Origin of the sequence: Polynucleobacter sp. 80A-SIGWE, from assembly GCF_018882295.1 — a bacterium.
In the GTDB taxonomy this organism is placed as follows: Bacteria; Pseudomonadota; Gammaproteobacteria; order Burkholderiales; family Burkholderiaceae; genus Polynucleobacter.
In genome coordinates this window covers 704,855-725,696 of sequence record NZ_JACVOR010000002.1, presented here as the reverse complement: position 1 = coordinate 725,696, position 20,842 = coordinate 704,855, and the positions used below count along the sequence as shown (strand labels likewise).

The window sequence follows — 20,842 nt, the reverse complement described above, 5'->3', positions numbered from 1 at the left end:
CTAATGCCAGATTCATCTATGGCGATGGAGCCGGTTACGTTCTCTGAGAGTGGTGGAGTGCGCTATTTGCACTTTGGTAGCGAGTTAATTCAGGGTGCAATGCGCATCCGTGATCCAGATGAGATTTATCTGGAATACAACCAACAAATGATGGCTTGGTTATTGTTTTTGGAAACTAAGCCGGGCATGCGTATAGCTCAACTTGGCTTAGGGACTGGCGCTCTGACGAAATTTGCCCATCGTTATTGTCCAGCTGTAAAAACGACGGTTGTTGAACTCAATCCTGCTGTAATAGTTTCTGCTCGCAGCATGTTTTTCACTCCGGAAGATGATCGACGTCTAGAGACCTTGCAAACCGATGCCAAGACTTTTGTAAGCGCCTCAAAGTATCGTTATCACTTCGATGCAGTTCAAGTTGACTTGTATGACGCAATTTGTGATGGCCCGGCTGCTAGTTCCTTAGAGTTCTACAAGGGCTGTTACGACATTCTCAAGTCACCCGGTGTACTAACGGTGAATTTATTTTCTCGCCATAAGAGCTTTGATATCAATTTAAACAACATCTGTGAAGCATTTGATAACCGGGTTCTACTATTTCCGGAGTCTCATGACTGCAACGTAGTTGCAATTGCTTTCAAAGGCCCTCAGTTGGAAGTGGAGTGGAAAGAAGTTTCTAAGCGCGCTAAATTAATCATGGAAAAAACAGGCTTGCCAACGAATAGTTGGGCTTCTGGTTTGAATCGTGAAAACGCTCATCAAGAAAATAAGCTCTGCATCTAGACAAATTTAGATAAGAAAAAAGGCGATCAAACGATCGCCTTTTTTATTGCCCCAAACTTCGGGGCTTACTAATACTTAGATTGTTACTGTGTCAGCAACATCGCTGAATGACTTAATCTTGTCAAAGTTCATGTACTTATAAACTTCACCAGATTTAGCATTCAATGACTCAACTTGCTCGAAATATTCCTGCGGCGTTGGTAGGCGACCCAAGAGTGCTGCAACCGCTGAAAGCTCAGCAGAGGCGAGATACACACGAGTGTCGATACCTAAACGGTTCGGGAAGTTGCGTGTTGATGTGGAGACTGCTGTAGAGCCTTTACGGATCTGAGCCTGGTTACCCATACAGAGTGAGCAACCTGGAGTTTCCATACGGGCACCTGTAGCACCCAGAATGCCGTAATAGCCTTCTTCGGTCAAAATCATTTGATCCATCTTAGTTGGAGGGGCTACCCATAAGCGGGTAGGCATATCCTTTTTACCCTGAAGAACTTGACCTGCTGCACGGAAGTGTCCGATGTTTGTCATGCAAGAGCCGATAAATACTTCATCGATTTTCTCGCCAGAAACTTCAGATAAGAACTTCACATCATCTGGATCGTTAGGGCAAGCCAAAATTGGTTCTTTAATCTCGCTCATATCGATTTCGATTACTTCAGCGTAGTCAGCATTTGCATCAGCCTTGAGCAAATCAGGTTTAGCAATCCATGCTTCCATTGCTTTAATGCGACGACCTAAAGTGCGCTTATCTTCATAGCCATTTGCAATCATCCACTTCATCAAAGTGATGTTAGAGCGCATGTATTCGATGATCGGCTCTTTACTGAGGGCAATTGCACAGCCTGCAGCTGAACGCTCTGCTGAAGCATCGGATAACTCAAATGCTTGTTCAACTTTGAGATCAGGCAATCCTTCGATTTCTAAGATGCGGCCAGAGAATACGTTCTTCTTGTTTTGTTTTTCAACAGTCAACAAGCCTTTCTTGATGGCATACAAAGGAATTGCATTAACCAGGTCACGCAAAGTGATACCGGGCTGCATTTTTCCTTTGAAGCGAACCAATACAGACTCAGGCATATCCAAAGGCATTACACCGGTAGCAGCAGCAAAGGCGACTAAGCCAGAGCCGGCAGGGAAGGAGATGCCGATTGGGAAACGGGTATGACTATCACCACCAGTACCGCAGGTATCTGGCAAGAGCAAGCGATTTAACCAGCTGTGGATCACGCCATCACCTGGACGTAATGCAACACCGCCACGGTTGGTCATAAACGCTGGCAACTCATGGTGAGTGCGAATGTCTACTGGTTTTGGATATGCGGATGTATGGCAGAAAGATTGCATTACCAAGTCTGCAGAGAAACCTAAGCAAGCCAAGTCTTTCAATTCATCACGGGTCATTGGACCAGTGGTGTCTTGTGAGCCGACTGTAGTCATGTGTGGCTCGCAATAAGTGTCTGGGCGTACGCCTTGACCTTCTGGCAATCCACAGGCACGACCAACCATCTTTTGTGCCAAGCTGAAACCTTTTTTGTTATCAGGTGGGCTAACAGGGATGCGGAATTCAGTAGAAGCTGGTAAGCCAAGTGCGGCACGCGCTTTAGCTGTGAGGCCACGACCGACGATCAATGGAATACGACCGCCTGCACGAACTTCATCCAAAATTACTGGTGACTTGAGTGAGAAGGCGGCAATTTCTTTACCGTTCTTAAATGCTTTACCTTCGTATGGACGTAATTCAATTTCGTCGCCCATATTCATATCGGAAACGTCCAACTCGATTGGCAATGCGCCAGCATCTTCCATGGTGTTAAAGAAGATTGGGGCAATCTTTGTGCCCAAGCAAACACCACCAAAGCGCTTGTTCGGAACAAATGGAATATCTTGACCAGTCCACCACAACACAGAGTTGGTTGCAGATTTACGTGAAGATCCAGTACCAACAACGTCACCAACGTAGGCAATTTGATTGCCTTTCTTTTGGAGAGCTTCAATTTGCTTCATTGGGCCACGAATACCAGCCTCATCTGGCTCAATGCCTGGACGTGGGTTCTTCAGCATGATTGTTGCGTGCAATGGAATATCTGGACGACTCCATGCGTCAGGAGCAGGTGACAGGTCGTCGGTATTCGTTTCACCGGTGACTTTAAATACGGTGAGCTTCATGCTTTCTGGAACAGCAGCGCGGCTTGTAAACCACTCGGCATCTGCCCAGCTTTGCAGAACACCCTTAGCTTCTGCATTCCCTTTTTCAGCCAATTCTTGTACATCGTGGAAATAGTCAAACATCAACAAAGTCTTTTTCAAAGCGGCGGCAGCTGTAGCTGCGCACTCTGAATCGGAGAGCAATTCAACCAAAGGCTTAATGTTGTAGCCACCGAGCATGGTGCCTAAAAGCTCTGTAGCCTTAATGCGTGAAATCAAAGGTGACTTCTCAGTTCCTTTGGCAACGGCATCCAAAAATTCTGCTTTAACTTTGGCCGCCTCATCAACACCAGCAGGAACGCGATTGGTAATGAGTTCAAGTAATTCCGCTTCTTTACCCTTTGGAGGATTTTTGAGCAAACCAACCAGTTCGGCAGTTTGATCTTTAGTCAGAGGGAGGGCTGGAATTCCAAGGGCTGCGCGTTCGGCAACTTGGGCGTTGTAGGCTTCTAGCATCGTATTTCCTATCGGGTAAGAGTTATCAACTTAAGGCTCAGCAGGGCTTATTTCCCTATCCAGTCTATTGTAATTGCTAATTCATGTCTTATATAAGACTTAATTGTTAAAAGTTCTCAAAAAATGCCTCATTTAAGGGCTAAATAGGGGTTAATTGGGATAAATCGCTAGCCTCCAATAATTCAACACTATTGAGCGAGGGGTATTAGAGCTAGGGTGATGCCAGATTTGAGGTCAGTGAAAGAGTTTCTGGATAGCAAGAAATTGCCTATAAAACAGGCAATTTTTAGAATGAACTAGCTGGCAGCCCGAGAGTTATTGGAGGACCTAAGAATTTATCCTGACAGAGTCGCTATCGTTATAATTACTTTTTCCAACAGAGCTTAAGCGATGACCAAATACGTTTTTGTCACTGGTGGTGTGGTTTCTTCTTTAGGGAAAGGAATCGCAGCTGCCTCGCTTGCCGCGATTCTTGAATCCCGCGGCCTGAAAGTCACCCTCCTAAAATTAGACCCTTATATCAACGTTGACCCTGGGACAATGAGCCCGCTTCAACATGGCGAAGTTTTCGTTACCGAAGACGGCGCTGAAACTGACCTCGATCTTGGGCATTACGAGCGTTTTGTCTCCGCGAAAATGCGTAAGAGTAATAACTTCACGACTGGTCAGATCTACGAATCCGTTATCAGCAAAGAGCGACGCGGTGAGTATCTAGGTAAGACAGTTCAAGTTATTCCCCATATTACAAATGAAATTCAAGCATTTGTAGAGCGCGGTGCGAAAGCAAGTCACGACGGTAAAGCTGATATCGCTATTTGTGAAATCGGTGGAACAGTGGGTGATATCGAATCCCTGCCATTCCTTGAGGCGGCTCGCCAAATGAGTATTCGCCTACCAAAACACAGCTGCGCCTTTGTGCATCTGACTTTGGTTCCCTATATTGCAAGTGCAGGGGAGTTAAAAACTAAACCTACCCAGCACTCCGTACAAAAGTTACGTGAGATCGGCATCATGCCGACCGTACTCTTATGTCGTGCTGATCGCCCAATTCCAGAAGACGAGCGCTCTAAGATCTCACTGTTCTCGAACGTACGTGAAGAGGCTGTGATTTCAGTTTGGGACGTTGACACCATCTACAAGATTCCTGAGATGCTTCAAGCTCAGGGTATGGATGATTTGATTTGTCGTGAATTAGATATCGAGGCTAAGCCTGCAGATTTATCTGTTTGGGCAAACTTAGTTTATGAATTGGCTAATCCGCAACACGAAGTCACTATTGGCATGGTTGGCAAGTATGTTGAGCTAACTGAATCCTACAAGTCATTGATCGAAGCTTTGCGTCATGCAGGTATTCATAACCACACCCGCGTCAATATTAATTACATTGATTCGGAAGTGATTGAAAAAGACGGTGTTGAGTGTCTTCAGAATCTAGATGCGATCTTAGTTCCTGGTGGCTTTGGTAAACGTGGCACCGAAGGTAAGATTGCCGCCATTCGTTATGCCCGCGAGAACAATGTTCCATACCTAGGCATTTGTTTGGGTATGCAGTTAGCTGTGATTGAATTTGCGCGTCATGTTGCTAACATTGCGCAGGCAAATAGTACTGAGTTTGATCCTGAGACAGAGAGTCCAGTTGTGGCTTTGATTACTGAGTGGGTAGATCGTGAAGGTCGCGTTGAGAAGCGCACCAATGATTCTGATCTTGGTGGAACCATGCGTTTAGGTTCACAACGTTGTCCTGTTAAAGCAGGTACTTTGGCCCATGAAATCTATGGTCCTGAGGTGAATGAGCGTCACCGCCATCGCTATGAAGTGAATAATGTCTACGTACCGCGTCTTGAGAAGTCCGGTCTGATTATTTCCGCTAGAACTCCAAATGAATCCTTGCCTGAAATGATGGAGTTGCCTAACGCAATGCATCCTTGGTTCTTTGGTGTGCAGTTCCATCCTGAGTTCACATCAACTCCACGTGATGGACATCCATTGTTCTCTGCCTTCATTAAAGCTTCATTGATTCATCAAGCTGCTTCTCAAAAGCAAGCAGCCTAGGAGATCGTTATGAGTGCATTTAAGTTATGTGGTTTCGATGTTGGCTTGGATCATCGCTTTTTTCTCATTGCAGGTCCTTGCGTTATTGAGTCCGAACAATCTGCTTTAGATATTGCTGGCGAGCTCAAAGAAATTACTTCTGCACTAGGCATTTCATTTATCTATAAGTCATCTTTTGATAAAGCCAATCGTTCATCTGGGACCTCTTTCCGTGGCTTAGGCATGGAGAAGGGGCTCGAGATACTAGCGCGTGTAAAACGTGAAATTGGCGTACCGGTTTTGACCGATATCCATGACATCAGCGAAATTGCTCCCGTATCAAAAGTGGTCGATGTTCTTCAGACTCCAGCTTTTTTATGTAGGCAGACTGATTTCATTCGAGCTTGCGCACAAAGCGGTAAGCCAGTGAATTTTAAGAAGGGTCAGTTTCTATCCCCACATGAAATGCTGAACGTAATTGATAAAGCACGCGCAGCAGCTGCTGAAATAAACCTAGCAGATCAGTTTATGGTTTGCGAACGTGGTGCTTCTTTCGGCTACAACAATTTAGTTTCAGATATGCGTAGCTTGGCAATTTTGCGTGAAGCAAAGGCGCCAGTTGTTTTTGATGCGACGCATTCAGTTCAGCTTCCTGGCGGTCAAGGCAATGCGAGTGGTGGGCAACGGGAATTTGTTCCTGTATTGGCTCGTGCTGCAGTTGCAGTCGGCATTAGTGGCCTATTCATGGAAACACATCCAGATCCAGCTAAAGCACTTTCTGATGGCCCCAATGCTGTACCGCTTAACCGCATGAAAGAACTGCTGGAATCTTTAGTTGCGATTGATTCCGTTGTTAAGAAGCCTGGATCATTTTTAGAAGATAGTTTTAAGTAATTCCCCGAATTCATTTTTACTTAGGAGAAGGTGCATGAGCGCCATTGTTGACATCATCGGTAGAGAAGTTTTAGATTCACGCGGCAACCCAACAGTTGAGTGCGATGTATTGCTAGAGTCTGGCGTTATGGGACGTGCTGCAGTGCCTTCAGGGGCTTCGACAGGTTCACGTGAAGCCATTGAGCTTCGCGATGGCGATAAAGCGCGCTACTTAGGTAAGGGCGTTCTTAAGGCGGTTCAAAATATCAATATCGAGATTGCTGAATCGATCTTGGGTCTGGATGCTAGCGAACAAGCTTTCCTCGATCACACCTTAATCGAATTAGATGGAACTCATAACAAAGCTCGCTTAGGTGCTAACGCAACTTTAGCCGTCTCTATGGCTGTGGCACGTGCTGCTGCAGAAGAGGCTGGCTTGCCTTTGTATCGTTATTTTGGCGGATCGGGCGGTATGCAATTGCCGGTACCAATGATGAACATCGTCAATGGCGGTGCGCATGCCAATAACAGCTTAGATATTCAAGAGTTTATGGTGATGCCAGTCAGCGCTCAAAGCTTCCGTGAAGCCTTGCGTTGTGGCGCGGAAATTTTCCATGAGTTGAAGAAAATTTTAGGCGCACAAGGTATGCCAACTACTGTTGGGGATGAGGGCGGTTTTGCCCCGAACTTTAAGAGCAATCAAGAGTGCTTGCAGACCATCATGAAGGCTATTGAAGGCGCTGGGTATCAAGCTGGTGAAGATGTCTTATTGGCTTTGGATTGTGCTGCTAGTGAGTTCTATAAAGATGGTAAATATCACTTGTCAGGCGAAGGTCTACAACTAACTTCCAGTGAATTCTCAGACTACCTCGGCAATTTAGCCGATCAATTCCCGATCGTATCGATTGAAGATGGAATGCATGAGAGTGACTGGGATGGATGGGCTGACATTACCCAAAAATTGGGTAAGAAAATCCAATTAGTTGGAGACGATCTCTTTGTTACCAACACGCGCATTCTTAAAGAAGGTATCGAGAAGGGTATTGCCAACTCAATCCTCATTAAGATTAATCAAATTGGTACATTGACAGAGACCTTTGCTGCGATTGAAATGGCGAAGCGCGCTAATTACACTGCAGTCATTTCTCACCGCTCTGGTGAAACTGAAGACAGCACAATTGCTGATATTGCTGTTGGCACCAATGCTGGTCAGATTAAGACGGGCTCACTGTCTCGCTCTGATCGTATTGCCAAGTACAACCAGTTGCTGCGTATCGAAGAAGATTTGGGTGATGTTGCTACTTATCCAGGCAAATCTGTTTTCTATAACCTCAAGCGTTAACGAATAGCAGCTCTATTTCTTATGCGGATTGTCATCTACTCTATGCTGTTATTGCTTATCGCAATACAGTACCCACTTTGGTTGGGTAAGGGTGGATGGCTTAAGGTTTACGAGATGGAGAAACAGCTTGAGTTACAGCAGGCCAAAAATAGCTTGCTGAGCTTGCGCAATGCAAAGCTTACTGGTGACGTTAAGGATTTAAAAGACGGTACGCGTGCGATTGAAGAGCGCGCTCGTGTTGAGCACGGCATGATTAAGGAAGGTGAGTTCTTTGTACAAATTCTGCCTACTGAAAAATCAGCCACCAATGCATCCGATGGCGAAAAGCCAGCAACTACAAAGCAATAACTAGCGCTTAATGTCCGCTGGATGGCGGTCTCGTAGCATCAGCCAGCAAATCGGTTTTAAATACTTGTCTGCAATCAACCGCATCAAAGCGATAGGCTTTAGCGCAAAAATCACACTCAGTTTCTACGGCACCTTGTTCGGCAAGGATGCTTTCAACTTCCTCTTCACCAAGCATTCTGAGGACATCGGCTACCTTAGCGCGGGAGCAGCGGCAGCCAAACCGAACAGGGCGGGCCGGAAAGCTGCGAACACCACTCTCGGTGGACTCCTCTAAAAAGAGGCGGCGGAGGATAGTTTCCGGTGGCAGCGTTAATAATTCTTCATTGGTGATAGTTTCACCAAGTGTCTGAATTCTCGTCCACCCTTCAGCGGCTAACTGAGGATCTAGATGCGCATGGCCGCCAGAATCAGGCAATCGCTGCAAAAGTAATCCACCAACATGGGTATCGTTTGATGCAAGCCAAATACGAGTATCTAACTGCTCTGAATTTTGCATGTACAGAGCAATTGCCTCAGCAGCGCTAGTCACGGGCTTAATAACCGTACCTCGATGCTCCTGAAGGGCCACAATGCCTTGATAAGGTGGTTGTCCAGGCTGACGGTCAGATGGGTCAAGAGTGATTACCAGGCGGCCTGTATTGTCTGCATCCAGTAGCTCGCCTAGGGTGGCATCGGGATTAATGCTGGCAGCGTCAACTGAGAGTTTTACGGTTGCTCGCATCGTCAGGTCAGATTTGCATTCGACCACCAGAAGCTGGATAGGGCCTTTGCTTTGAGCTTGAATAATCAAGCTCCCATCAAATTTGAGGCTGGCGCTTAAGAGCGTCGCTGCACCCACGAAATCACCTAGGATTCGTCGTATTACAGGGGGGTCATTACGGCGCTCTAAAACGGCCTGCCATGCGCTGCTAATGGAAACAATTTCCCCGCGGACTGGGGCGCCATCACACATAAATACAAGTAATTCGTTCATAGGTGAAAGTATCCACTTTTTTGAGGGTCAAGGTGCTAAATGATGAAATCCTAGGCTGACCTGAGATAATGTCATTTATGCATATACGTACACGTTTCGCCCCCAGTCCAACGGGCTTCATTCACTTGGGCAACCTTCGCAGCGCTTTGTATCCATGGGCTTTTGCCCGTCACAACAAAGGCGATTTCATCTTGCGTATCGAGGATACCGATGTAGAGCGTTCCACCCAGGAGGCAGTCGACGTCATTATTGAAGGTATGGCTTGGCTTGGCCTAGATTTGGATGAGGGCCCGATTTATCAAATGCAACGCATTGATCGTTATCGTGAAGTGGTTAAGCAGATGCTAGATGCAGGCCTTGCTTACCCTTGCTATATGAGCGAAGAAGAGCTCAATAAGCTACGCGATCAACAGATGGCCAACAAGGAAAAGCCGCGCTATAACGGTCAATGGCGCCCAGAACCTGGCAAAACTTTGCCCGATATTCCAGAAGGCATTCTGCCGGTGATTCGCTTTAAGAATCCCATCGGCGGATCCGTTATCTGGGAAGATGCAGTGAAAGGCAAGATTGAAATTAGCAATGATGAGTTAGATGATTTGGTGATTGCTCGCCCTGATGGTACGCCAACTTATAACTTCTGCGTTGTGGTGGACGACCTTGATATGAACATCACACACGTAATTCGTGGTGATGATCATGTGAATAACACGCCTCGCCAAATTAACATCATGAAGGCGCTCGGTGGCACGCCGCCGGTTTATGCCCATTTACCAACAGTCTTGAATGATTCTGGTGAAAAAATGAGCAAGCGCAATGGCGCCATGAGCGTGCGCGATTACCAAAAAGCAGGGTACTTGCCAGAAGCCATTCTGAATTACTTAGCAAGACTGGGTTGGTCTCACGGTGATGCAGAGATTTTCACAAAAGAGCAGTTTGTGAATTGGTTTGACTTGGCTAGCCTTGGTAGATCACCAGCACAGCATAATCCTGAAAAATTGCTTTGGCTAAATCATCAATATATTCAGAATGCAGATCCAGTTGGTCTTGCTGAAGCAACTAAGCCTTTTGCGCACGAGTTGGGTATAGATACAGAGAAGGGCCCGGACTTTGTCCAAGTAGTTGCGCTACTGAAAGACCGTGCAAACACCTTGATTGAAATCGCTGAGGGAGCAAAGCTTTTTTACCTGCCGGCACCAGCGCACAATCCTGAACAAATTGCTGCAAATATCCCAGCTGAAATCGTTCCGGCTCTCAAAGATTTGATCGAGGCGATTAAATCTGCGGAGCATACAAAAGCGGCCTATGGCGCAGCTTTTAAAGAAGTTTTAGCCAAGCATCAGATCAAAATGCCAGCATTAGCAATGCCTGTCCGTTACGCCTTATTTGCTTCAACACAGACCCCAGCCATTGATTCTGTCTTGGTTGTTTTGGGTAAGGATGAAGCTGTAGAAAGGCTCTCCAAGGTCGTCTAAGGCAGAATTTGCGTCCTCCTACAAAAATAGGATAAAATCTTGGATTGTTTTGAGTGTCTTGTGGATTTTTAGCGAGATTACGGGGGTATAGCTCAGCTGGGAGAGCGCTTGCATGGCATGCAAGAGGTCAGCGGTTCGATCCCGCTTATCTCCACCAAGCATTTAAAATAGCAGTATTAGTTTTATTAGTAGTCCAGGTCCCCATCGTCTAGAGGCCTAGGACATCACCCTTTCACGGTGAGTACGGGGGTTCGAATCCCCCTGGGGACGCCAATAATTTTGGCTAGTTGTGAGTAGTATGAAGTGACACAAGTAGCATGCGATGTACTTGGAGCGGTAGTTCAGTTGGTTAGAATATCGGCCTGTCACGCCGAGGGTCGCGGGTTCGAGTCCCGTCCGCTCCGCCAAGTAAGTTTAAAAAGCCCCTGTATAAGGGGCTTTTTTCATTTCAAGAAATCCTTTTACAACTTCTTAGTTGGTGATGGTTTAGGCGCAGCTTTATAAAGAGGCTCAACCGAAGGCATCAGCGCAGTCAATTGCTCTATGCGAGTTTCGCCGGAAGGGTGAGTGGATAAAAACTCTGGGGTGCTCTTATCTTTAGTTGCCTTCAGCATCTTTTGCCAAACACTAATTGCGCCCATAGGGTTATAACCAGCTCTTGCTGCGAGCTCTAAACCGATTGCATCGGCTTCAGATTCATTTTCTCTAGAGTTAGGCAACACAATCGCGTATTGCGCTACTTGGTTGGCAGCGCTTACTGCAGAGCCATATGGCCCAGCCACTGCCATAGCAATATTGACCAATATATTTTGGGCTGCGGCCTGAGAGACGCGCTCTCTACCATGCTCTCTTAATGCATGAGCGATTTCATGACCCATGATGGCGGCAATTTCATCATCATTGAGATTCAACTGTTCAATGATCCCGGTATAGAAAGTAATCTTTCCACCTGGTGCACAACTAGCATTTAGTATTGGCGCATCAATGAGGGTTAGGCGCCAATCCCATTGTCTAGTGTCATCGCGGAATGCCTCGGTCTGTGGAATGAGTCGATTTGCTATGAACTTCAAGCGATCATAGGTAGGTCCTGACGTGACCAGTATATTTTTTTCTTTTGCTTTTTGATTTTGCTCGCTATAACTTGCAGCAGAGAGGCGATTCACATCCTCTGAAGAAGCCATCATGAATTGCGATCGATTTACACCGACAGCTCCAGGCCTAGTAGTGTTGGCACAGGCTGAGAGGAGGGTGGAAAGTGCAAGGATCCAAAAGATACGAATGCTCAAGTGAGATCCCTGCATTTACAACGAATTACCGAATACCTTATTTCTTTTTAGGCGAAGTAATAGATGCAGCCATCGCATCGAAGTAAATTACTTTAACCTGCTCACCAACATTCACATCAGCTAACAATTGTGGGTTCTTAACTGTCACTACAGTAACTTTTCCACTTGGCCCCTTAACGGAAACCAATTTCTTAGTGCGATCAACTGCAACAATGTCAGCAATGATCGTTGTTGTGTTTGTAATTGTGCGAGTCGGCTTTTCACCAGGTTTAGAGGCTACTTCTGATGAAGTTTCTACTTTGCTACGAATGCCATCACTCTTAGTCTTGATTAACTCAATTGCTACAGCCAATTCATAAGTAACGCTTAGGCGATCACCTTTTTTGATTTGATCAAAATTCTTGATCTCTGGGCCAGCTACAAATTTAGATTCACCTTCATTGTTTTTAAAGAAAATCGTACGTGTTTTCTTATCAATCTTGGTAACTGTTCCTTCGTACAACTGGAAAATGTTGTCAGTAACAGCTGCATCAACAACTACAGCATTTGCTGCGGTAGGTGTTTGAGCCATCACAAGTGCTGGGCCTGAAAGTAGAGCTGCGGCTACGAGGGTAATTGGGGCGAATTTAATTTTCATAACTTTCCTTAATATTAAGTGCTTCTATAGTGATATTAGCGTATTTTTGTCCCCAATTTGACCTAAAACGCCATCCTTTGGCGCTCAAGGAAATTTATAGGCTTCTTTGATAACATCAGTTCTTCTGTAGCGCCTTGATCAAAAGGAATGAGATGCCCCGTTTTGCCGCTAACCTCACTATGCTGTTTAATGAAGTTCCATTTTTGGAACGCTTTGCACTTGCTAAGACTGGCGGGTTCAAGGCCGTTGAATTTCTCTTTCCCTATGAATTTGATGTTCAAGAGATTAAATCTGCTTTAGACAACAACGCCCTAAAGCTGGTACTCCATAATCTCCCCGCCGGCGATTGGAACGCAGGTGAGCGAGGAATTGCTTGTTTACCCGATCGCATTGATGAGTTCCGGTCTGGGGTCGCCAAAGCCATTGAGTACGCCATCATTCTTGGAGTGCCGCAATTAAATTGCCTCGCTGGGAAGGCTCCAGCAGGATCTGATCCAAAACTACTTCACGACACTTTTGTGGCTAATCTCCAATATGCAGCCAGCGAACTTAAGAAGGTTGGATTAAAGCTATTGATTGAACCAATTAACACCTTCGATATTCCTGGCTTTTATCTCTCTAAGACGGAGCAGGGGATTGCTATTTTGGATGCCGTGGGTGCTGACAACGCATTCCTGCAATACGACATTTATCATGCGCAGCGTATGGAGGGTGAGTTAAGCAATACCATCCAAAAGCACCTCAATCGAATAGCCCATATTCAACTGGCCGATAACCCAGGCCGAAATGAGCCAGGTACCGGTGAAATCAATTACGAATATCTTTTCGGCCTGTTAGATCGCCTTGGTTACGAAGGCTATATTGGCTGTGAATACAAACCCCTTAAATCCACCGAGGCAGGTCTTGGGTGGATGAGTCAATACGAACAAGAATAAAAAAGGAAGACATCATGAGTAAGTTAAAGCTAGGATTTGTTGGTCTCGGAATTATGGGTGCCCCTATGGCGGGTCACCTAGTTGCCGCTGGTCACGAAGTATTTATTAATACCCGTAGCAAGATTCCGGAAGAACTATCTAACAGCTCTGCAACTTCATGCTCTAGTCCAGCGGAAGTTGCCAGTAAGGCAGATATCATCATCACGATGGTGCCCGACACCCCCGATGTTGAAAAAGTTTTGTTTGGTGAGAAGGGTATTGCATCTGGATTGAGTAAAGGCAAGATTGTTGTCGATATGAGCTCAATCTCACCAATCGCAACAAAAGAGTTTGCTCAAAAGATTAATGCCCTTGGATGCGAGTATCTAGATGCGCCTGTTTCTGGTGGTCAACTTGGTGCCAAAGGTGCAACGCTCACCATTATGGTTGGCGGCAGTGAGGTCACTTTTGCAAAGGTAAAGCCTGTATTTGAATTAATGGGTAAAAACATTACCTTGGTTGGCGCAAATGGTGCCGGTCAAATTACGAAGGTTGCCAATCAAATTATTGTGGCTTTAAATATTGAAGCAGTTGCTGAAGCACTGGTATTTGCTTCAAAAGCTGGCGCTGATCCTGCTAAAGTTCGCGAAGCATTAATGGGTGGCTTCGCTAGCTCCAAGATTTTGGAAGTTCATGGTGAGCGAATGATTAAACGTACATTTGATCCTGGCTTTAGGATTGAGTTACATCAAAAAGATCTCAATCTTGCACTAAGTAGTGCTAAAGCCTTGGGCGTCTCCTTGCCTAATACTGCAACTGCTCAAGAATTGTTGAACTCCTGCAGCGCTCATGGTGGCAAAGCTTGGGATCATTCGGCAATGGTCAAGGCCTTGGAAAAAATGTCGAACTTTGAAATTGGTCAGAAGGCTTAAAAGAAGATTATGAGAACAACGCTGTTGGTTTATCTTCACGGTTTTCGCTCTTCTCCGAATTCAACTAAGGCGGTGATGACTGGTGAGGCGGTGAGGGCGCTATCAACGCCTGACAATACCTATGAATGGTATTGCCCTCAATTGCTAGCATCCCCCAAGGAAAGTATCGATATGGTGGTTAAGCATATCAACCAATCTAAAGCACATCGCATAGTCATCATCGGATCTTCTTTAGGTGGTTTCTATACAAACTATCTGGCTGAGAAATATCAATGCAGGGGTATTGCTTTAAATCCTGCTGTTTATGCGGCTAGAGAATTAGAACCCCATGTTGGGCTGATGACTGCTTATGATAGTGATGAGCCATTTGATTTCAAAGCTCAGTACATTGATGAGCTACGTGCTTTGCAGGTTGACAAGATTACCAATCCAGAGCGATATTTTTTAATCGCCGCAAAGGGTGATGAGCTTCTTGATTGGAAAGAGATGTCTACCTTTTATCCTGGTGCCAAGCAATTGATTCTTGAAGGCAGTGATCATGGTATTGCCGACTACGCCTATCATCTACCAGCGGTAATTGAATTTATCGAGCATTGATTTCTTGATTGATTCATTTGGCAATTTATTCCAATCTATAAGCAGAAGATCTCTGTGGATTCTGATTGCCGCCATTTTCCTATCAGTCCTTGGCCACCTAATTTTATTTTTTGGCCTTCCTTTTATTTCTTTCGGTAGCGCACCACCTATAGCTGAAGACCTAATTATCAAAACAGAACTTCGTGTTGAGCCACCTAAAAAGATACAACTTAGCAGCGCACCAAAGAAAAAAACTATACCCAAGAAAACCAATGCTGTATCTGCAGATCCGATTTCAGATGCAGGCAAAGGAGAGCAGGGGGCATTAGGCAATCAATCTGGTCAGGCTTTTCGTCTTCCAGATTCTGGAACCTATTATTTCGATGCCTATGTTGATGGACAACTCTATCAAACCGCTCAATTGGACTGGATTACTGAGGGTAATAATTACCGTTTGTATATCAACATACCTTACGCAGTTGTTGGCCCATTTGTATTTGAATCCCGCGGCTCAGTTGATGCATATGGAATAGCGCCCTCTATTTACTGGACGCAACGTGGAACAAAACCCCCGCGTTACTCAAGATTCGATCGAGATCAGAATGGAGCAGGGAAGATGTACTTTTCTGAGAAGCCAGACTTCACCCCCGATTTATTGCCAGGAACCCAAGATCGATTTAGCCTGATGTTCCAATTTGCCTCACTATTGAATGGCAGCGACAAAATTGATGATGCCGGCAGTATTCGGGCACTTCCTGTGGTCGACTTCAACACGCTAGAAATGTGGCAATTTAAGAGCTATGGTGAAGAAGAGTCCGAAGCTATTCCAAGCCTAGGAAAGTCGGTGAATCGACATTACGCACTCATGCAGCGTGAAAACGATCCATACAAGCGTCAGGTCGATATTTGGCTTGCAAAAGACCTCGATTGGCTGCCAGGTAGAATGCGCTCTCTAGAGTCCAATGGACGCGTTTTAGAACTAGTCTTTAAGCAGAAGGCGCCTATTGATAAAGCAAAGCTCGTTAATTAGACTAAAAAACCGCCAAACCCAGCCTTTTTAGAATCCAGACCCGGACTTAGGATTCTGGTTTGAACGGTTCAATAAGGCACCCATCATGGAATACAAGGCAGCCCCTGACATTGATACGGCAAAGATGCCCGAGAACGAGATGATGATCGGCAAGATTCTCCAGCGCTCTGAAAGCGTGTAATCACCATAGCCAACCGTGGTGTACATTTCGCCAGCAAAGTAGAAAGTCTGAGGATTGGTTGGAAACACCTGCAAAGCAACGCAAATATAAGACCAGGCAACAATTTCTATGAAATGACTGGCAATAATCAACAAAATGGCGATGAAATACGACAGGAAATTTGCCCCGTACACACGTTTATTTTCAAGCTTGCGATCCAACCAATGAAAAGCACCGGCAATCATCAATACCGCAACACCGTGAAATGTCAGCATTAAGCATGCCAGAATCAGTACAAACCAAATCTCGCTATTGCCCATGTCCGTATTAATCTCAGAGAACAGGGTGCTGAAACTAGGTAGGCTACTAAAGCCTGGAAGTTTGATGAAATGATCAATGAGGTTCATACGAAGTGCTTATTTGATGATGCTTTCTTATTTGTATTTCTTATTTGACATAATAATGATTATACGCAAGTAATACATATGTCACTTATGAAGGAATCTTCTTAGGACCGCCTGGATATGGCTGTTTATAGAGCTTCTCCCAACGGGATATCAAACCCTCACGTATATCTTCCTTGCTAAATAAAGCCGCCACATCAATGGCTGAATAGCCTTCATGATTGCGCATGCGCAAGTCAGCGCCGTTATTCAGCAGGAACTTAATTAGTTGCTCATTTCCAGAGCTAACGGCCATCATTAATGGTGTTGTATCGCTGGTGCTTAATGCATTCACTTTGGCGCCATTGGCCACCAAGAATTGAGCAACACTGAGCTTTCCAGTTGTGCAGGCGTAATGCAAAGGTGTCCAACCAGACTTATTTACATCAGCCTTCTTTTTGAGCACTAAAGTCTCTACCAAAGGAAGTTCACCCTCAATTGAGGCCATCATGAGGGGATTTTCACCGCTTTTATTGGCCAGATTGATATCAGTATTTGGGTTTGCAATAAGGAGGTCTGCAACTTTGAGGGATTTATCTCGAATGGCCACAATCAGCATCGGGTTGCCCTTGGGATCTAATGTATTGGGACTAACGCCAGCCTTAATCAAAGATTGAACCTCTGAAACGTCGTCAAATTTAGCCGCTTTTGTGAAATCCGCAATTTGATCTGCTGTTTGAGCCAATACAAGGCTAGAAAAGCCTAGAAAAGCAGCGCTCAATGCGCAATGTAATTTAAATGAATTTCTCATGAAACCGGTCTATTTATATGAAAACATTGGAAAAAATTACTAGAAGTCTGCTCTGCAAGCCGCTCAATTGAGACGCCCTTTAAATCAGCAACAAATTCACCAACTTTAGAGACCCAGGCAGGCTCATTGGTCTTACCGCGATATGGAATTGGCGCTAAATACGGTGAATCTGTTTCAATCAGCATGCGCTCTAAAGGGACCTGCTTGCAAGTCTCCTGAAGATCTTTGGCACTCTTAAAAGTCACAATTCCAGAAAAAGAGATGTAGAAGCCCATTTCCATGGCTGCCTTGGCAACCTCAGTAGATTCTGTAAAGCAGTGCATCACACCACCAATTTGATCGGCGCCCTCTTCTTTTAGGATTCGGAGCGTATCGGCTGAAGATGAGCGCGTATGAATGATGAGGGGCTTTTTAGATGCAATAGCCGCTCGGATATGGGTTCTGAAGCGCTCTCTTTGCCATTCCATGGATTCATAGTTACGATCACCCATTCGATAGTAATCAAGCCCAGTTTCACCAATGGCAACGATTTTGGGGTGCTTTGCCTCTTCAACCAGGAATTCAAAGCTAGGCTCTGGCGTATCTTCGTAATCAGGATGGACTCCAACGGAGGCATACAAATGATCATGATCTTCAGCAAGCTTTTTCACATTAGGAAAATCAGGAATATCAACTGATACGCAAAGTGCATGGCTCACCTTGCAGTCGGCCATATTGGCCAAAACCTCAGGTAAGCGCGTTTGAAATTCTGGGAAATCGAGGTGGCAGTGGGAGTCTATAAACATGACTCGCCATTTTAGTCTTCAAATACCTGTTGGTATTGAGAAAGCAAGGCTTCGAGCTGAATGCGGGTGGCCAAAGGGTGATTTTCATGACGGCGCGCCTGTATCAAGGACTTCCAGAAACGAAGTAGCTTGGGAAGGCGAGCTTGTTGAGCGAGAGCCTTAATCGCCGTTTCATGTTTCGGGTAATAGCGAGGCGAACCCATTTGAGCGCAACTTTGTAGATCGGAGACCCAGCGCTGCATCGTAGCTAGCAAGACCGAATAACGTGCTTTTTGCGTCTTATCAGCTGCATCTAACCAGTTAATCCGAGCGCCCTGCGACATGGCTTGTAATAAATAACGCGATGCTTGAATTGCAATGGTGAGCTCATCTTTTTCATCTTTATTGTGACGTGCAATTAACGAATCCAAAACGGCATAGGGTGCCCCACCCTGCTCGTCATAAATGGATTCAATATCACCATCACTAATTTTCATACCAGGAATCGAGTTGAGTTGATTACGCAACCAATTCAATCCACTGGTTCGATCTGGACGTGGCGCTGATAACAAACGACAACGTGATCGAATGGTTGTCAAAACTCGATCGAGACGATCAGCCAGCAAAATAAAAATCGTATTTTTTGGCGGCTCTTCAAGGGATTTAAGCAAAGTGTTTGCAGAGTCTGCCCTGAGCATTTCTAATGGATAAACTAAGATGACGCGATTGCCTCCGCGGTGCGTCCCAATCGAAAGACCTTCAATTGCACTTCGTGCATCTTCAATTGAAATACTTTTCTTCTCTTTTTTCTCAGGTGCATCACCATCGCTATCAACTTGACTCGTCTTTGATTTTTTGGGTGAGTCAGATTCAGAATCAAAGTCACCATGAGGCAAAAGTTTGCGATGTGTTTCAGGGACAAGCGCAATAAAGTCTGGATGATTGGCTGAGTCAAACCACCTGCAAGCCTCACAGTGATTGCAGGGCTTTGTACCTTCAGAAGCCTCACATAAAAGCGCCTTAGCTAATTCAATAGAAAACTCGAACTTGCCAATGCCGGATTGGCCATGGATCAGAACCGCATTGGGGAATGAAGACAAATTCATTCCATCCCAAACAGATTCCAACCAAGGAGCTATTTTTTTCGCGGACTCATGCGGAAACATCAGATCAACCATTTACAGATTAATCTCCAATGATTCAAGATCATTCCAAATCACATCTGGCGTACGGGTGGCATCTACCAAATAAAAGCGTTTTGGATCCGCCTTTGCTCTGCGGAGATATTCCTGGCGAACCTTTTCAAAAAAATCTAAATCCATCTTCTCAAACTTGTCTGGCGCCCTCACCTTGGATCTTCTGGACTCAGCAACGGAACCGGGCAAGTCAAATAAGAAGGTGAGATTAGGTTGCAGTAAAGAGCCATCTGGACGACCCTGCACCCAACGCTCTAAATCATTTAACTTCTCGAGACTTAAGCCACGACCACCGCCTTGATAAGCAAAACTAGCATCCGTAAAGCGATCGGAGATAACAATCTTTCCGGCCTTTAGTGCCGGCTCAATTACTTGCGCAATATGTTCCCGACGTGCAGCAAACATCAACAACGCTTCGGTTTCTAGATTCATGGGGGCATCAAGCAATAAGGCGCGTAGTTGTTCACCTAACTGAGTGCCACCCGGCTCTCTTGTCATAACAACATCACGATCTGGGTGGCGTTCTTTTAACAGCTTGGCAAAGGAGTCAATATGCGTGCTCTTCCCTGCCCCATCGATGCCTTCAAAGCTAATGAAATAACCTGGAAATGGAGTTGTCATAAGAATTACTGTGAATTCGATTTAGTGGTTAAATTGCGTTTGCGTTGAAATTGATCAACAGCATTTTCATGCTCTTTTAAGGTTTTGGAAAAATGGCTGCTGCCATCACCACGGGCGACAAAATAAATAGCATCACTTTTCGCTGGATGCATCACGGCAAGGAGTGATTCCTTGCTCTGCATTGCTATTGGCGTTGGCGGTAAACCCTTGTTCATATAAGTATTGTAGGGACTGTCTTTACGCAAATCCGCTTTTCTAAGATTGCCGTCAAATTTAGGCCCAATACCGTAAATCACGGTTGGATCGGTCTGAAGTGGCATATTGATCTTAAGGCGATTAACGAAAACCGCTGCAACCAGGGATCTATCGCTAGATCTCCCCGTCTCTTTTTCAACGATAGACCCCAAAATGAGGAGTTCGTATGGAGTTTTTAATGGCGAAGTAGCGTCTTTTTGCTCCCAGGCTATTGCCAGCTGTTTTTGCATGGCTTGGGATGCTCTACGGTAAATGGAAATATCTGAGTCGTCTGGATCAAAAATATAGGTATCTGGATAGAAAAGACCCTCATCGCCAGGATAAGAAAGGTTAATAGCCTGAAGTAATTCCTTAGAGCTCATCCCCTTGGTTTGATGAATCAGGGCTGGATGGCTATCTACTAGGCTTCTCAACTGCCATATAGTCATGCCGGGAATAATGGCTACGCTCTCCCTAACTCGGTCACCACGGGCAACTTGCAACAAAACATTCCCTAAGCTTGTACGGGGCGCCAATAGATAGGTGCCTGGCTTAAGCCTGGAGCCAACAAATAGTGCTCTTGCTGCAATCTGTAGAGTTAGCGGATTAGTGGATACACCTTGCTCAGATAACTGGTTTGAAATGGCCGATAGTCCTGATTGAGGGGCGATCTTAACTTTGTAGGCATAACCCCCTGGAATATTCGATGCGGCCGGCACAACTGGCCATAAGAAGATGGCTCCATACATAAGAATAAGAAAGCTAGCCAAGTAGAGTGCATAGGATTTCCATGCCCCACCATTTGAATGCATTGTAAA

The 20,842-nt window shown here is 45.4% G+C and carries 20 protein-coding genes and 3 tRNA genes; 13 read left to right on the top strand and 10 right to left on the bottom strand.

From position 1 onward, the window contains the following. Positions 1-3 precede the first annotated feature (3 nt). Complete coding sequence (locus ICN25_RS08505) at positions 4-780, top strand: spermidine synthase (protein ID WP_255536737.1); 777 nt, start codon at positions 4-6, stop codon at positions 778-780. A 75-nt stretch (positions 781-855) separates the two neighbouring features. Here the strand turns inward: ICN25_RS08505 and ICN25_RS08500 are convergent, their stop codons facing one another. Beyond that, positions 856-3,441: a bifunctional aconitate hydratase 2/2-methylisocitrate dehydratase gene (locus ICN25_RS08500; protein WP_216181423.1), complete on the bottom strand. Its 2,586-nt coding sequence runs from the start codon at positions 3,439-3,441 to the stop codon at positions 856-858. Positions 3,442-3,831: 390 nt separating this feature from the next. Here ICN25_RS08500 and ICN25_RS08495 point away from each other — a divergent pair, with 390 nt between their 5' ends. Genes ICN25_RS08495 through ftsB form a run of 4 tightly spaced genes read left to right on the top strand, consistent with a single transcriptional unit; the run spans position 3,832 to position 8,035 of the window. Further along, entirely contained in the window at positions 3,832-5,493 is a 1,662-nt protein-coding gene (locus ICN25_RS08495) for a CTP synthase (RefSeq protein ID WP_216181420.1), read from the top strand. 9 nt (positions 5,494-5,502) lie between these two features. Further along, a complete protein-coding gene (kdsA, locus tag ICN25_RS08490) occupies positions 5,503-6,366 on the top strand; it encodes a 3-deoxy-8-phosphooctulonate synthase (protein ID WP_216181417.1) in 864 nt (287 codons plus the stop codon). A 34-nt stretch (positions 6,367-6,400) separates the two neighbouring features. Further along, a complete protein-coding gene (gene eno / locus ICN25_RS08485; RefSeq protein WP_216181415.1) occupies positions 6,401-7,687 on the top strand; it encodes a phosphopyruvate hydratase in 1,287 nt (428 codons plus the stop codon). Between the two features lie 21 nt (positions 7,688-7,708). Then, positions 7,709-8,035, top strand: coding sequence for a cell division protein FtsB (gene ftsB / locus ICN25_RS08480; RefSeq protein ID WP_216181412.1), 327 nt, complete (start codon positions 7,709-7,711; stop codon positions 8,033-8,035). A 7-nt stretch (positions 8,036-8,042) separates the two neighbouring features. Here ftsB and ICN25_RS08475 read toward each other — a convergent pair whose 3' ends face one another. Continuing rightward, positions 8,043-9,008, bottom strand: coding sequence for an Hsp33 family molecular chaperone HslO (locus ICN25_RS08475; protein WP_216181409.1), 966 nt, complete (start codon positions 9,006-9,008; stop codon positions 8,043-8,045). A 68-nt stretch (positions 9,009-9,076) separates the two neighbouring features. On the opposite strand from ICN25_RS08475, the gene gltX reads away from it, so the two are divergent. The 4 genes from gltX to ICN25_RS08455 all read left to right on the top strand — a co-directional run bounded on the left by gltX (position 9,077) and on the right by ICN25_RS08455 (position 10,887). Next, on the top strand, positions 9,077-10,480 hold the full coding sequence (gene gltX / locus ICN25_RS08470) for a glutamate--tRNA ligase (RefSeq protein ID WP_216181406.1): 1,404 nt from the start codon (positions 9,077-9,079) through the stop codon (positions 10,478-10,480). Between the two features lie 81 nt (positions 10,481-10,561). Beyond that, positions 10,562-10,637 (top strand) — tRNA-Ala (locus ICN25_RS08465). 40 nt (positions 10,638-10,677) lie between these two features. After that, positions 10,678-10,753: transfer RNA gene (locus ICN25_RS08460), tRNA-Glu, on the top strand. A 57-nt stretch (positions 10,754-10,810) separates the two neighbouring features. Next, positions 10,811-10,887: transfer RNA gene (locus ICN25_RS08455), tRNA-Asp, on the top strand. 54 nt (positions 10,888-10,941) lie between these two features. Here the strand turns inward: ICN25_RS08455 and ICN25_RS08450 are convergent. Together ICN25_RS08450 and ICN25_RS08445 are read right to left on the bottom strand one after the other, a co-directional pair. Further along, a complete protein-coding gene (locus ICN25_RS08450) occupies positions 10,942-11,766 on the bottom strand; it encodes a M48 family metallopeptidase (protein WP_255536736.1) in 825 nt (274 codons plus the stop codon). Positions 11,767-11,803: 37 nt separating this feature from the next. After that, on the bottom strand, positions 11,804-12,403 hold the full coding sequence (locus tag ICN25_RS08445) for a hypothetical protein (RefSeq protein ID WP_216181402.1): 600 nt from the start codon (positions 12,401-12,403) through the stop codon (positions 11,804-11,806). Positions 12,404-12,555: 152 nt separating this feature from the next. On the opposite strand from ICN25_RS08445, the gene hyi reads away from it, so the two are divergent. From hyi to ICN25_RS08425, 4 genes are read left to right on the top strand one after another with little or no spacing between them, the layout of a single operon-like run. After that, positions 12,556-13,338 carry a hydroxypyruvate isomerase gene (gene hyi / locus ICN25_RS08440; protein WP_216181399.1) on the top strand — a complete coding sequence of 261 codons (783 nt, stop codon included), beginning with the start codon at positions 12,556-12,558 and terminating at the stop codon, positions 13,336-13,338. A 14-nt stretch (positions 13,339-13,352) separates the two neighbouring features. Then, a complete protein-coding gene (locus ICN25_RS08435; RefSeq protein WP_216181396.1) occupies positions 13,353-14,249 on the top strand; it encodes a 2-hydroxy-3-oxopropionate reductase in 897 nt (298 codons plus the stop codon). A gap of 9 nt (positions 14,250-14,258) precedes the next feature. Then, positions 14,259-14,846, top strand: coding sequence for a YqiA/YcfP family alpha/beta fold hydrolase (locus ICN25_RS08430; RefSeq protein ID WP_216181393.1), 588 nt, complete (start codon positions 14,259-14,261; stop codon positions 14,844-14,846). A gap of 4 nt (positions 14,847-14,850) precedes the next feature. Next, entirely contained in the window at positions 14,851-15,855 is a 1,005-nt protein-coding gene (locus ICN25_RS08425; protein WP_216862895.1) for a DUF3108 domain-containing protein, read from the top strand. A gap of 27 nt (positions 15,856-15,882) precedes the next feature. Here the strand turns inward: ICN25_RS08425 and ICN25_RS08420 are convergent, their stop codons facing one another. The 6 genes from ICN25_RS08420 to mltG all read right to left on the bottom strand — a co-directional run bounded on the left by ICN25_RS08420 (position 15,883) and on the right by mltG (position 20,836). Then, a complete protein-coding gene (locus tag ICN25_RS08420; RefSeq protein WP_216181390.1) occupies positions 15,883-16,422 on the bottom strand; it encodes an ion channel in 540 nt (179 codons plus the stop codon). An 85-nt stretch (positions 16,423-16,507) separates the two neighbouring features. Beyond that, on the bottom strand, positions 16,508-17,209 hold the full coding sequence (locus ICN25_RS08415) for an ankyrin repeat domain-containing protein (RefSeq protein ID WP_216181387.1): 702 nt from the start codon (positions 17,207-17,209) through the stop codon (positions 16,508-16,510). Beyond that, positions 17,206-17,994, bottom strand: coding sequence for a TatD family hydrolase (locus ICN25_RS08410; RefSeq protein ID WP_216181384.1), 789 nt, complete (start codon positions 17,992-17,994; stop codon positions 17,206-17,208). Before ICN25_RS08410 ends, ICN25_RS08415 begins: the two co-directional genes overlap by 4 nt. Positions 17,995-18,005: 11 nt before the next feature. Then, on the bottom strand, positions 18,006-19,151 hold the full coding sequence (locus ICN25_RS08405; RefSeq protein ID WP_255536735.1) for a DNA polymerase III subunit delta': 1,146 nt from the start codon (positions 19,149-19,151) through the stop codon (positions 18,006-18,008). Continuing rightward, positions 19,152-19,790, bottom strand: a complete 639-nt coding sequence (gene tmk / locus ICN25_RS08400) for a dTMP kinase (RefSeq protein ID WP_216181381.1) — start codon at positions 19,788-19,790, stop codon at positions 19,152-19,154. 5 nt (positions 19,791-19,795) lie between these two features. After that, the gene (gene mltG / locus ICN25_RS08395; protein ID WP_255536734.1) at positions 19,796-20,836 is read right to left on the bottom strand and encodes an endolytic transglycosylase MltG; all 1,041 of its coding nucleotides are present in this window, start codon (positions 20,834-20,836) and stop codon (positions 19,796-19,798) included. Positions 20,837-20,842: the final 6 nt, after the last annotated feature.